Here is a 13,336-nt window from a genome sequence, read left to right as displayed (position 1 = left end):
TCAGGAGGCCCGGACTCCTGAATGCGTGCGCAGCTGCAACCAGACGCCCAGGCACGAATCGGCGTCCTCCAGGTCCACTCCCGTCAGTTCGGAGAAGCGGCGAAGCCGATACCGCAGCGTGTTGGGGTGGACCTGGAGCGCCTGCGCCGCCCGGCTCACCTCGAACCGTGCCTCGAACCACGCCGCCACACTGCCGGCGATCTCCCGGTTGCGGGCCGACGCGGTGAAGATCCGGGCGATCTCCGCATCACGCAGCCAGGGAGTCCGCGTCAGTTCGGCCGCGACGTGTCGCAGAATCACGTCCACCCGGACGTCGCGCAGGGTTGCGGTGGGCCGGTCCGAGCGGACGACGAGCGCCTCCAGCACGTCGTCCGCCTCGGCGCGCAGGTCCGTGAGCGGTCGCGTCGCGTCGTGGTCGACGGCCACCGCTCCGAACAGCCGCCGCACTCGGCCTCCCGGGATGCCGGTGATCGACTCGGCCAGGGAGGACGCGACAGAGCCGACGTTCTCGTCGGCGAGGAGGACGTAGACAACCCCTCCGGACACCGTGATCGAGGCGCCGGGGCGCAGCGCGGTGATCTGGCGTGCGACATTTTGTGCGGCGCGGGCCGTCGCCGAGGATTCGGACTGGTCCGCCGCCGCGCCCCCGAAGCCGAACGCGAGCAGCGCGCGGGGCACATCGTCCCGCAAACGCAGCCGCGTACGCGCGACATCCGCGTTGCCCGTTCCGTCGATGAGCGACCGCAGAGCGTCGCCGCGGAGTTCGTGATGGAGTTCGAGGGTGCCGCGCGCACGCAGCATGTGCAATGCCGCCAGCTGAGCGCCCTGCCGCAGAGCGGCCTCGTCACGAGCGCTGACGCCGTGCTCGCCCTCGATCGCCCAGATCGTGCCGAGCGGAAGGTCGCCGGCCCTGACGGCCATCGCCGCGCGCGCGAGTTCGTCGCCGTTGCGCTCGAACCTGACCACGCCGTCGGACCGCAGGATGCGCCCGTACCGTTCCCGATCTCCCGGATCGTGCGGGGCGCTGCGGTCGAGGATGCCTTCGCTGCGTACCGCGTCGATGCGCTGGCCCGGAACGCTCGAGTAGGCGACGACGCGCTGAGAGAGATCCTCGATCGACACCGAGCCGCCGATCGTCGCCGCGACCGCGTCGGCGATCACGTACAGCTCCTCGACACCGACAGCGGGTCCTCCATCGGACGGTGCCCAGTGCGATTCGATCACCGTGTCGAGCAGAGCGGCCAGCTCACGCCAGTTCAGCTCGCTCTCGAAGGACATCAGCGCGACCCCGGCCTCGGCCGCCGTGCGCAGGAGTGTCGGCGTCGCCGACGCACCCGCTCGCAGGAACACCGCACCGAACCCACGCTCGGCGGCTTCCCGCACCGACGCCTCGATCTGCGGCACGTCGCCGTGCCCCGCCAGGAGGAGGATGCCACCCGACACATCGGGTAGCGCCTCCCCCGGCCCCGCGATGACGGTACTGCGCACGAAAAGCGCGCCCGCGTCGGTCGACTCGACGAGAACGGTGACCTGCAGCGGCAGAACGCGCTGCAGGAGCTCCTCGAGGGAGCAGCCAGCTACTGGCCGATCGGACAAACTCATACGCGAATACTAGTCACATCGGCTACAGATTCGCCCCGGATCGAGTCCCTAGCCTGATCGTAAATCAGAAGGCGGGAACTCATATGACGACGTCGACCCTCGACGCATCAGACACAAATCCGAACGACGACGCGCGCGCATTGATTGAATTGTTCCCCGAGGGAACATATGTTGATGCCGAGGACGAACTGGTCGTGGGAGGTGTTCGGCTGACGGATATCGCGCAGCGGTTCGGCACCCCTGCCTACGTGCTCGACGAGACCGCGCTGATCCGCCAGGCGACATTGTTCCGCGAGGCACTGGCCGCCAGATGGCCGAACTCGCGCGTTGTCTTCGCATCGAAAGCATTTCCGGCGACAGCCGTCTATCGGACGCTCGCGGAAGCGGGACTCGGAGCGGATGTCGCGGGCGACGGCGAGCTTGTTCTCGCACTCGGCGCGGGGGTTGAACCCGACAGCATCGTGATGCACGGCAACGCGAAGTCGGTGGACGAACTCCGGGCCGCGGTCGACGCGGGAGTGGGGCTCATCGTCATCGATAACTTCGATGACATCGCAAAGCTGGAAGAGATCGTCACCGGCCGCCAGGACGTGCTGATCCGGGTGCTCCCCGATGTCGCCGCCGAAACACATGAGGCGCTGGCGACAGGAAAGCAGGGATCGAAGTTCGGTTTGCAGCGGGCGGACGCCCAACGGGCGATCACTCGCCTCCGTTCCAGTGAGCACCTGAATCTTCGCGGTCTGCACATGCACATCGGAAGCCAGATATGCGAAGTCGAACCCTATGTCGCGGCGGTGCGAGCGCTCGCCTCCTACGGCGAGTTCGACATCTACGATCTGGGCGGCGGTCTGGGTGTCCGCTATACATATGACGACGCCCCGCCGAGCGTCGAAGCATGGCTCGACGGCCTCATCGGCGCCGCCACGAAGTATCTGCCGCTCCACGCGCAGTTGCTGATCGAGCCGGGCCGCAGCGTCGTGGCGCGAAGCGGGCTGACGCTGTACCGGGTCGTCTCGGTGAAGGAGGGACGGCCGACGTTCGTCGCGGTCGACGGGGGTATGGGCGACAACCTCGAAGTCTCCCTGTACGGGCAGAGGTTCGAGGCGACCGTCGTGAACCGCGTCGGCGGCGGAGAGGCCGTGAACCTCGTCGGCAAGCACTGCGAATCCGGTGACCGGATCAGCACGGGCGTGGCGCTGCGCGAACCCCGGGTCGGCGACGTCGTGGCCGTGCCCGTGACGGGGGCGTACTGCCACACCATGTCGAACAACTACAACGGTGCCCGTCGGCCACCGGTGATCTTCGTCGGCGAGGGGCGGTCGCGTGCGGTGGTCCGCCGCGAGACCTACGAGGATCTGCGCCGCCGCGACCTCCTCGACCCCGAGGAAGGGGTGTGACGTGCCCGAGGTGACGAACGACCTCATCATCCGCGGCGGTACCGTCGTCGACGGTACCGGAGCGCCGCGCAGGACCGCCGACATCGCCGTTTCGCACGGTCGCGTCGTTCACGTCGGGGACATCGAGCCGGACGGGCGACGCGAGCTCGACGCGACCGGGCTCGTGGTCGCTCCGGGGTTCATCAACATCCTGAGCCACGCGTACGAGTCCCTGCAGCAGGATGCACGTGGCCTGTCGGACCTGTATCAGGGCGTCACCACGGAAGTCTTCGGAGAGGGATACTCGCTCGGCCCGATCATCGACCGCGCCGTCGAAATCGTCGATCCCACGCCCCGGGAGGACGGAGTCCGCACCGCCTTCCCGCGGTTGAACGACTTCCTGGAGAGCCTCGAGGCCGACGGCGTCGGACCGAACGTCGCGAGTTTCGTCGGCGCCCACAATCTCCGTGCGATCCGCGCCGGCGCGGACGAACGGCAACTCACCGACGACGAACTCCGATCGGTCTGCGGCATCCTCGACGAGGAACTCGCCGCCGGCGCACTCGGCGTCGGCTCGTCCCTCCTGTACGCCCCCGGCGTCTACGCCTCCACCGAGGAGCTGGCCGCGTACGCGACAGTGGCGAGCGCACACGACGCTCTCTACATCTCACACATCAGGGACGAGGCCGCGCATCTGGAGAAGTCCGTCCGCGAGGTGATCGACATCGCCCGGATGTCCGCCGGCCGGGCACACGTGTGGCACCTCAAGGCCTCCGGCCGTGACAACTGGCACCGGATGGCCGAAGCGATCCGCCTGATCGCGGACGCGCGCGAGGAAGGGATGCAGATCGGCGCCGATCTCTATCCCTACGAGGCAGGCGGTACGAGCCTGGCCGCGTCCATTCCTCCGTGGTACTTCGACGGCGGAGAGGAAGCCCTGGTGAAACGTATCGCCGACCCGGTTGTCAGGGCGCGGATCATCGCGGACATCCGGATGCCGGGCGACACGTGGGAGAACATCTATCTCGACGCGGGCGGCGCCGAGGGAGTCCTGCTCCAAGGCGGACGCGGCTCGAACGCCGAGGCTGCCGGAAAGACGCTGGCGCGGTTCAGTGCCCTCCGCGGCTACGACGATCCCCTCGAAGCGCTCCTGGACCTCGTGGCCGAGGACCCGCACAGGGAGGCCCTCTACTTCTGCATGTCGGAGGAGAACATCCGCCTCGGTCTGGAACAGCCGTGGGTGGGGGTGTGCTCCGACGCCGAAGCGGCCTCGACGGAGCCGCCGTTCTCGGACTCCCCGACACACCCGCGCGCCTACGGCTCCTTCGCGCGCGTCCTCGGTCCGTACGTGCGTGACGGCCTGCTGACGCTGGAGGAGGCCGTGCGTCGCATGACGAGCCTGCCGGCGGACACGCTGAGACTCGTCGGACGGGGCAGGGTCGAGGCCGGCGAATGGGCCGACCTCGCGATCTTCGATCCGGACGCGGTCCAGGATCACGCGACGTACTCCGAACCCCACCGCTACGCCACGGGAATGCGCCACGTGCTCGTCAACGGCCGCTTCGCACTGCGTGACGGGAACCCCACGGGCGCACTCGCGGGTCGGGCACTGCGGCGCGGCGTGCGCTGACGTACCCGAGGACGCCCCCGCACCATTCATCATCACTTCACGGAGAAGAACACCATGGCGATCACCGAGATCACCCTTGCTCCCGACTTCACCAAGGCCGTTCGCGGGGTGCTGGAGGACACCTCGTGGGCGGCCGGCCTCTCCCTGGCGATCACGGACCGGAACGGGGTTCTCGCCCGGACGTCCATCGGATTCGCCGACCTCGCCGCGGGGAGCCCCGTGCGGGACGACACGCTCTTCGAGATCGGTTCGATCTCCAAGGGTTTCACGGCGGCACTGATCCTTCAGGCACGTGACAGCGGGCTGCTCGACCTGGACGCGCCGGTGACCCGCTACCTGCCCTGGTTCGCGGTGAAGTCGAGGTTCGCGCCGATCACCGTCCGGCATCTGCTGAACCACACGGCGGGCATCGTCGGCGGCGCGGAGTACACGGGCGAGTCCGCGTTCGAGGTCTGGGCGCTCCGCGACACGGAGGCGACGACCCCACCGGGCACCTGGCACTACTACTCCAACACGGGGTACAAGGCGCTCGGCCTCGTTCTGCAGGCGGTCCACGGCCGGCCCTACGAGCAAGTACTCGCCGAGCACCTGCTCGCTCCGCTCGGCATGACCGGATCGCACGCGGCGATCACGCACGACACACGCCGCCGTCTCGCCGTCGGCTACGGTCCCTTCTACGACGACCGGGCGCCTCGGCGCGCCGATGGACTGGCACCGGCGCACTGGCTCGAGACGGCCACCGCCGACGGCAGCATCGCCTCCACGCCCTCGGAGATGACCGCGTGGATACGACTCCTGCTGGGGAACGGCAGCGGCCCGGGCGACGCCTCCGTCCTGCGGACCGAAAGCCTGCACGAGATGACCACGGACTGCGTCGAGGCCGAGGAACCGCCCTACACCTACGGGCTCGGCATGTACGTGTACCGGCGTGCGGGCCGCGAGTACGTCGCGCACACCGGAGGAATGGTCGGCTACAACGCCGCTCTCGTCTGCGACCGCGAACGGGGTCTCGGCGCCGTCGTCCTCGCGAACGGCAGCGGAGCCTGGTCGGACGTCGCCCACTTCGCGATCGATTGGGTCGACGCCGCGCTGTCCGGTCGGCCGTCGCCGGCGCTCGTGCTGCCCGAGTCCGCGATCGAGGAAGCGCCGCGGGAGCCGAGCGTCATCGAGGAGCCGCCCGCGAAATGGCAGTCCGTCGTCGGCCACTACCGCGGCTACAACCCGTGGCTTTCCAACATCCGGGTGCAGTGCAGCGGAGGCCGTCTCTGGGTCTGGCAGGGCGACTTCGCGAGCGACCTCGGCGAGCCGCTGGTTCCGCTGCCCGACGGCGGCTTCCGCATCGGTGAGGACGAGCGTTCACCGGAGCGGCTGGTTTTCGACGTCGTCCTCGACGGCAAGGCGACCCGGGCGACGCTGTCGGGGTACCCGCTGTACCGGACGTTCACCCCGTGACGTCCGTTCCGCGACACCGCCGGGGCGAGCGGTTCGTCGTCGGCCCATGTCCTCGGTGCTCCGCCCTCCGCGCTCGCCAAGCACCGGGACGACGTCGGAACCAGAGAAAGGTATGTCTCGGATGATTCCGGTCATCGACGGGCACAACGACCTCGCGTGGGCGCGTCGCGAACACCACGGATACGCCTCGGCGGGACTTGACCGGCACGTGCCGGAGCTGCACACCGATCTCCCACGGCTGACGGCCGGCGGCGTCGGCGGACAGTTCTGGTCGGTATGGGTCGATCCGGAACTCGTGGGCGCGGATCAGGTGACGGCGACGCTCGAGCAGATCGACTTCGTCCACCGTCTCGTCGACTCCTACCCCACTCGGCTGCGGTTCGCCCGGACGGCGGCGGATGTACGCGCCGCCTTCGACGAGGGGCGAATCGCCTCCCTGATCGGGGTCGAGGGCGGGGCGCAACTGGGTGGCTCGCTCGCCGTGCTGCGTCAGTACGCCCGGCTCGGGGCGCGCTATCTCACCCTCACCTGGTCACGGACCACGCACTGGGCGGACTCGGCGACGGACGACGCACGGCACGGAGGCCTCACCGACTTCGGGCGGGATGTCGTCAGGGAGATGAACCGGATCGGCGTCCTGGTCGATCTCGCCCACGTCTCCCCGGCGACGATGCGTGACGCGCTCGCCGTGAGCACGCGGCCCGTGATCGTGAGCCACTCGGGCGCCCGCCGGATCTGCGACCACCCCCGCAACGTCCCCGACGATGTTCTGGCCGATATCGGGGCCGCCGAGGGCGTCGTCATGGTCGCCTTCGTCCCGTCGTTCCTCACAGCCGACTGCCACGCGTGGGAACGGGCCGGTGAGCAGGGGGAGATGCCCCCGGTGGGCGTCGCCGACGCAGCCGATCACATCGAGCACGTGCGCGAGGTCGCGGGCGTGCACGCGGTGGGCATCGGTGCCGACTACGACGGAACCGACCGGATGCCGGAAGGTCTCGAAGACGTCTCGTGCTACCAGGAGCTTCTGCACGAGCTTCGCCGCCGCGGCTGGAGCGAACCCGACCTCGAGCGCCTCGCCCACGGCAACATCCTGCGCGTGCTGGAGGCCTCGGACGCGGATCACCTCTCCTTCCTCCACGGCGCCTCCGACGGCGGCGGGACGTGGACCGCGTGAACGACATGCACAGCACGTTGGCGCGGCCGGCCGTCTCCGAAAGGGACGCGGAGACCATCGCGCGGGACTGCTACGGCATCGAGGCGGTGGCGCGCGAGCTGGGCAGCAACCAGGACCGCAATTTCCTCCTGCGCGAACCCGACGGAACGCGCAGCGTGCTGCGGATCGACAACCCGGCCTTCGGGGACGACGCCCGCGATGCCCAGCACGCCGCGCTGGACGCCTATCGCGCCGCGGGTGTCCCCGTTCCGTTCGTCCTGGCCGGTTCGAACGGGGAGCTGACCCAGCGCGGTGGCGGCGGATACGCCGTCCGGCGCAGCGAGTTCGTGGACGGCGCACCGATGCTCGACGCGGGTTACCTCGCCCCCGTGGTGCTGCGGGAGTTCGGCGCTCTCGCGGCCTCGTCGGTGAACGCGCTCGCGAATCTCGCGCATCCGGGACTCGACCGCGAGCACATGTGGGTGATGGCGGTCGCGCATCGGGAAGTCGAGAGGTGTGCGCCCGCGATCCGCGATCGCGCGCTCCGTCGTCGCGTGACCGCCGCTGCCGACGAGGCCCGATCCGTCCTCGACGAAGTCGCGAGCGACCTGCCGGTCCAAGCGATCCACGGTGATCTCACCGACGACAACGTCATGGGGATACGCGGGGAGGACGGCCGTCTGCACCCGCGCGTCGTGCTCGATCTCGGTGATCTCGCCCATGGCTGGCGGGTCGCGGAGCTCGCGGTCACGGCGTCGTCGCTGCTGCATCACGAACCGGCGCGTCCGCTGCGCGTGCTCGACGCGGTCGAGGCGTTCCATTCCCGTGCGCCGCTGTCGCACGCCGAGGCACGAGCCCTGTGGCCGCTCGTCGTCCTGCGCGGCGCCATCCTCGTCGCCGGCGGATGGCGGCAACTGGAGATCGACGGCGACAACGCGTACGCACGCGACCGAATCCGCGTCGAGCAGGCGATCTTCGACGCGGCGACGTCCCTGCCGCTCGCCGAGGCCGTCGAGCACGTCACCGGGCGTCTTCGCCCCGCCGACCCGCTCGCGGTGCCGGATCGCCTCGGCGCGGACGCCCCCGAGCCCGACGCGAAACGCGCCCGGTCCTCGCCCGTGCGCTCCCTGCTGCCGGAGATCGACGGCGACGTTGTCGTGGTGGACGCCGGGGTGGAGAGCCGGTTGCTGGATGCCGGGCGGTGGCTCGACGCCGACGCGGAGGATCGCCTCGTGGCGCGAGCCCTCGCCGGTGGCTCCGCGGTCGCGGTGCTTCCGTTCGGCGTCTACCGCCTCACCCGCACGACGATCGACTCCCCAAACGCCGCGGCGACCTGGCCCATCGGCACGGAACTGCATGTCGCCCCAGGGCCCCGGCTCGCGGTGACGACTCCCGTCGAGGCCACCGTGTCCGCCGCGGGCGAGCACGGCGTCAGGCTCCGCCTCGGCGACGGTCGGTATCTCGACATCGACGGTTTTTCCGTCGATGTCGAAGTGAACAGCGTCCTTGCGCCGGGAACGCGCGTGGGCGTGCTCCCCTCCGCGTCGGAATCCCGCCGCCTCTGCGTCACCCTCGTTCGCGCCGACGCGGTCGAAGGCGCGTCGCCGCCCGTCGACGCGGTCAAGGAACCGGACACCGGGCGTTCGGGACTGGTCACGCCGGAGCGGGTACCGGCATGGTCGGCCCTCGCCCACGACCCGGCCGGTCTGCTCGGCCTCCCTTCGCGGGCCGAGCGGGACACGTCGGCCGACGAACAGCGACGCCGCGAGCAGATCCTCGCCGGCGCCCAGGAGCGCTACTACGAGCATCCGATGCAGATCCAACGCGGTTGGCGTCACCACCTCGTCGACACCACCGGCCGCGCCTACGTCGATCTCGTCAACAACGTGGCCGGCCTCGGGCACGGGCACCCGGGTGTCGCCGACGCCGTCGACCGGCAGATTCGCATCCTCAACACGAACTCGCGCTTTCTCTACCACGAGTTGGCCGAATACAGTGAGCGGCTTCTCGCGCTGCTTCCGCCGGATTCGCCGCTCGACACCGTCATGCTCGTGAACTCCGGATCCGAGGCCGTCGATCTCGCCCTGCGGCTCGTGCAAGCGGCGACCGGCCGCAAGACCGTCGTCGCACTCCGGGAGGCCTATCACGGCTGGACGACGGCCGGTGACGCGGTCACCACCAGCGCGTACGACAACCCGTACGCTCTCGATACACGCCCCGAGTGGGTTCACGTCGCGGACGTTCCCAACCGCTTCCGCGGTACCTACCGGGGCGCGGCGGAGGACCGGTCGGTCGGCGCTCGCTACGCCGCGGATCTCGGAGCCGATCTCGACCGGCTCGCCCGCCGTGGCCGCCCGGCGGCCGGATTCATCTGCGAATCGGTGCTCGGCAACGCCGGCGGAGTCCTGCTGCCGGAGGGATACCTCGCCGATGCCTACGCGCGGGTACGCGCGGCGGGCGGCCTGTGCATCGCCGATGAGGTCCAGGTCGGCTTCGGGCGCACGGGGTCGGGCTTCTGGGGATTCGAGCGGTCCGCGGTCATCCCGGACCTCATCGCCATCGCGAAGCCGATGGGCAACGGTTTCCCCATCGGCGGAGTCATCACCTCGCGGGCCGTGGCCGATGCCCTCACCTCCCAGGGGCAGTTCTTCTCCTCGACCGGTGGAAACCCGCTCTCGTGCCGCGTCGGGCTCGCGGTGCTCGACGCCATGGAGGCCGAGGGCACGCAACGGAACGCGCGGGAGATCGGTCGTCGCCTCGCGGCCGGTTTCCGGGCGCTCGCGGAACGGCACGGGATCATCGGGCCGATCCACGGCGAAGGTCTTTATCTCGGCGTGGAACTGGTCCGCGACCGGGACACCCTCGAACCGGCGGCGCAGGAAGCCGCGGCGATCTGCGAACGGCTGAGGGAACTCGGCGTGATCGTCCTGACCACGTCGGAACGATCGAACGTTCTGAAGGTCAAACCGCCCCTGTGCATCACGGCCGAGAGCGCCGACTACGCGGTCGCCGCTCTCGATCGTGTCCTCACCGAGGGATGGTGACGACACGTGCGATACACGACCACCTCACGCGGATCGCTCACCACGCGACCACTTCGGAGAACACGATGACATGGCGCATGCCGTCCGAGACCGCCCCCCATGCGCGCACATGGATGGCCTTCCCCCGTGAAGGCCGCAACCTGGGGGAAGGCGACACGTTCAAGCAGACGGGTTACGACTCCTGGACCACCGTCGCGCACACGATCGCCGACTTCGAACCGGTGACCATGGTCGTCGATCCGACCGAGCGGGAGCGCGCGAGGCGCATGCTGGGCGGACACATCGAGATCGTCGAGGCTCCTCTCGACGAGTTCTGGATGCGGGACTTCGGCCCGACGTTCGTCGTCGACGACGAACGTCCGGGCGTGCTCGGCGCCGTCGACTGGATCTTCAACGGCTGGGGCGACCCGGAGTGGTCCGAGTGGCGCCTGTCCGCCGACATCGCCCGCCGGGTGACCGATCTGGTCGGCGCCGAAGCCGTGCGATCCCTGCTGGTGAACGAGGGCGGCGGCATCCACGTCGACGGCGAGGGCACGGTGCTGGCGACGAAGACGGTCCAGCTCGATCCCCGACGCAACCCGTTCGCACACCGGGAGCACGTCGAGGCGGAGTTCATGCGCACGCTCGGGGCGACCAAGGTCATCTGGCTGGCCCGGGGGTTGACGCGCGACTACGAGCTGTTCGGAACGAAGGGCCACGTCGACATGGTCGCGACGATCCCCTCCCCCGGTGTGCTGCTGCTGCACACGCAGACCGATCCCGAACACCCCGACTTCGCCGTGACCCGCGACCTGCGCGCTCGGCTCTCGGAAGAGACGGACGCCGCCGGCCGCCGGTTCCGGATCATCGAACTCCCGGCGCCCGCGGCCATCCGCGACGAGGACGGTTTCGTGGACTACTCCTACGTCAACCACCTCGTGGTCAACGGAGGAATCGTTGCGTGCGGATTCGGCGACGACCGAGCGGACCGCGCCGCTCGTGAAATCCTCGAATCGGCCTATCCCGGACGGCGTGCCGTCACCGTCGATTCTCGGGCGATCTTCGCCCGCGGCGGGGGTATTCACTGCATCACCCAGCAGCAGCCCGCTCTCACCCCAGAGGAGGTCGCCCGATGACATTCGAGGTCTACGAGGCATCCATCGCAGAGCTGCGCCACGCCCTCGAATCCGGTACCGCGCGGTCCGTGGACCTCGTGAACGCGTACCTCGCACGCATCGCGGCGTACGACCGGCCGGAGAGCGCAACGGCTCTCAACGCCATGGTCGTCATCAATCCCGAAGCCCTCGACGAGGCCCGTGCGTCCGACGAGCGCCGGGCGCGACGTGAAGTCCGGGGGCCGCTGGACGGAATCCCCTACACGGCGAAGGACAGCTTCCTCGTCCGCGGTCTGACCGCGGCGTGCGGCAGCCCGGCCTTCGCCGACCTCGTCGCGCAGCGTGACGCGTACACGATCGAACGGCTGCGAGCCGGCGGAGCGATCTGTCTCGGCCTGACGAACATGCCGCCGATGGCCAACGGCGGCATGCAGCGAGGCGTGTACGGCCGCGCGGAAAGTCCCTACAGCGCCGACTGGTTGACGAGCGGATTCGGCTCGGGGTCGTCCAACGGGTCGGGAACCGCCACGGCCGCCTCGTTCGCGGCGTTCGGCCTGGCCGAAGAGACATGGTCGTCGGGCCGGACTCCCGCCTCGAACAACGCGTTGTGCGCGTACACGCCCTCTCGCGGTGTGATCTCGGTACGCGGCAACTGGCCGCTCGTGCCCACGATGGATGTCGTGGTCCCGCACACGCGCACCATGGCCGACATGCTCGAAGTGCTGGATGTGGTCGTCGGCGACGACCAGGACAGTCGCGGCGACTTCTGGCGAGCCCAGCCCTGGATCTCGCTTCCCGCCGCTTCCGATGTGCGCCCGAAGGCGTATCCGTCTCTCGCGCCCGCGGACGCGGTGGCCGCGAACCGCACGCTTTCCGGACTCCGCCTCGGCGTCCCGGCGATGTACATCAACGCCGACCCCGGCGCCGGCACGAACCCCGACGGAGGAATCGGCGGTCCCACGGGGCAGCGCATCGATACCCGCGCGTCGGTGGTCGAGTTGTGGAACGCGGCTCGCCGCGATCTCGAAGCGGCCGGAGCAGACGTGGTCGAGGTCGATTTCCCGGTCGTCTCGAACTACGAAGGCGACCGGCCCGGCGCTCCCTCGGTGAAGACCCGAGGACTCGTCGATCCCGCGTTCCTCATCCGGGAGATCGTCGATCTCTCGGCGTGGGCATGGGAAGACTTCCTCCGAGCCAATGGCGATCCCGCGCTGTCGACCCTCGCGGGCGTCGACGGCGCGACGATCTTTCCCCACCCGGTCGGCGCCCTGCCGGACCGCTACACCGGCTTCGACGACGACATCGCCGAGTATCCCCGACGGGTGCGCGAGCACGCGTACGCGGCGTTCACGGACATTCCCGAACTGGAAGCGGGTCTGCGGGGGTTGGAGGAGACCAGGCTCATCGACCTCGAAGCGTGGATGGACGAGTGGGAACTCGACGGGGTCGTCTTCCCGGCTGTCGCGGATGTCGGCCGCGCGAACATGGACGTCGACCCGGCATCGGCCGATCCGGGCTGGCGGAACGGGGTATGGGTGGCCAACGGCAACCTCGTCCCACGCCACCTCGGCATCCCCACGATCACCGTGCCCATGGGGACGATGCACGACATCGGAATGCCGGTCGGGCTCACATTCGCCGGACGCGCCTACGACGACACCATGCTCCTCGCGATCGCCGCCGCGTTCGAGGCGACGGGGGAAAGGCGTACGTCGCCGCCGCGCACGCCTCCGCTCGACCGAGGCTGAGCCCGCATCCCGACCGGGCCGGGAACGGGGACCTCGATGGTCCTCGTTCCCGCCGGTCGGGGGCCGTTTCCGCTTTCCCGACCATCCGTCGGACGGTCCGCTCGGGTGACGCCGCGAAGGCTGCCGGGCGGAATCGATCACGTGAAGGTGATGAGGTGAACGACCCTGTCCGCACCCCGGGTCCCGTTCCTTACCGTGCGGGCGACCTCATCCGTGACCCGGCTCCGTGCGGTTCCG

The 13,336-nt window shown here is 69.5% G+C and carries 8 protein-coding genes; 7 read left to right on the top strand and 1 reads right to left on the bottom strand.

Features of this window, described 5'->3' with window-relative positions:
• A complete protein-coding gene (locus EMA17_RS31145) occupies nt 1–1,602 on the bottom strand; it encodes a PucR family transcriptional regulator (protein WP_126640484.1) in 1,602 nt (533 codons plus the stop codon).
• An 83-nt stretch (nt 1,603–1,685) separates the two neighbouring features.
• On the opposite strand from EMA17_RS31145, the gene lysA reads away from it, so the two are divergent.
• The 7 genes from lysA to EMA17_RS31110 all read left to right on the top strand — a co-directional run bounded on the left by lysA (nt 1,686) and on the right by EMA17_RS31110 (nt 13,099).
• Complete coding sequence (lysA, locus tag EMA17_RS31140) at nt 1,686–2,999, top strand: diaminopimelate decarboxylase (RefSeq protein ID WP_126640483.1); 1,314 nt, start codon at nt 1,686–1,688, stop codon at nt 2,997–2,999.
• Nucleotide 3,000: 1 nt separating this feature from the next.
• Nucleotides 3,001–4,608, top strand: a complete 1,608-nt coding sequence (locus EMA17_RS31135) for an N-acyl-D-amino-acid deacylase family protein (protein WP_126640482.1) — start codon at nt 3,001–3,003, stop codon at nt 4,606–4,608.
• Nucleotides 4,609–4,662: 54 nt separating this feature from the next.
• Nucleotides 4,663–6,060, top strand: coding sequence for a serine hydrolase domain-containing protein (locus tag EMA17_RS31130; RefSeq protein ID WP_126640481.1), 1,398 nt, complete (start codon nt 4,663–4,665; stop codon nt 6,058–6,060).
• 121 nt (nt 6,061–6,181) lie between these two features.
• The gene (locus EMA17_RS31125) at nt 6,182–7,234 is read left to right on the top strand and encodes a dipeptidase (RefSeq protein ID WP_126640480.1); all 1,053 of its coding nucleotides are present in this window, start codon (nt 6,182–6,184) and stop codon (nt 7,232–7,234) included.
• Nucleotides 7,235–7,239: 5 nt separating this feature from the next.
• A complete protein-coding gene (locus EMA17_RS31120) occupies nt 7,240–10,257 on the top strand; it encodes an aminotransferase (RefSeq protein WP_126640525.1) in 3,018 nt (1,005 codons plus the stop codon).
• A 77-nt stretch (nt 10,258–10,334) separates the two neighbouring features.
• Nucleotides 10,335–11,372, top strand: coding sequence for an agmatine deiminase family protein (locus EMA17_RS31115; protein ID WP_246127012.1), 1,038 nt, complete (start codon nt 10,335–10,337; stop codon nt 11,370–11,372).
• Entirely contained in the window at nt 11,369–13,099 is a 1,731-nt protein-coding gene (locus EMA17_RS31110) for an amidase (protein ID WP_126640478.1), read from the top strand. The genes EMA17_RS31115 and EMA17_RS31110 overlap by 4 nt, the downstream gene beginning before the upstream one ends.
• Nucleotides 13,100–13,336: the final 237 nt, after the last annotated feature.

The organism is Embleya hyalina (genome assembly GCF_003967355.1).
GTDB lineage: Bacteria > Actinomycetota > Actinomycetes > Streptomycetales > Streptomycetaceae > Embleya > Embleya hyalina.
This window is presented reverse-complemented; position numbering and strand designations above follow the sequence as displayed.

What these genes read in the sequence shown, in the direction of transcription:
- EMA17_RS31145 (WP_126640484.1), bottom strand. Translation starts at nt 1,602, where the DNA reads ATGAGTTTGTCCGATCGGCCAGTAGCTGGCTGCTCCCTCGAGGAGCTC.
- EMA17_RS31130 (WP_126640481.1), top strand. Translation starts at nt 4,663, where the DNA reads ATGGCGATCACCGAGATCACCCTTGCTCCCGACTTCACCAAGGCCGTT.
- EMA17_RS31110 (WP_126640478.1), top strand. Translation starts at nt 11,369, where the DNA reads ATGACATTCGAGGTCTACGAGGCATCCATCGCAGAGCTGCGCCACGCC.
- EMA17_RS31120 (WP_126640525.1), top strand. Translation starts at nt 7,240, where the DNA reads ATGCACAGCACGTTGGCGCGGCCGGCCGTCTCCGAAAGGGACGCGGAG.
- EMA17_RS31115 (WP_246127012.1), top strand. Translation starts at nt 10,335, where the DNA reads ATGCCGTCCGAGACCGCCCCCCATGCGCGCACATGGATGGCCTTCCCC.
- lysA (WP_126640483.1), top strand. Translation starts at nt 1,686, where the DNA reads ATGACGACGTCGACCCTCGACGCATCAGACACAAATCCGAACGACGAC.
- EMA17_RS31125 (WP_126640480.1), top strand. Translation starts at nt 6,182, where the DNA reads ATGATTCCGGTCATCGACGGGCACAACGACCTCGCGTGGGCGCGTCGC.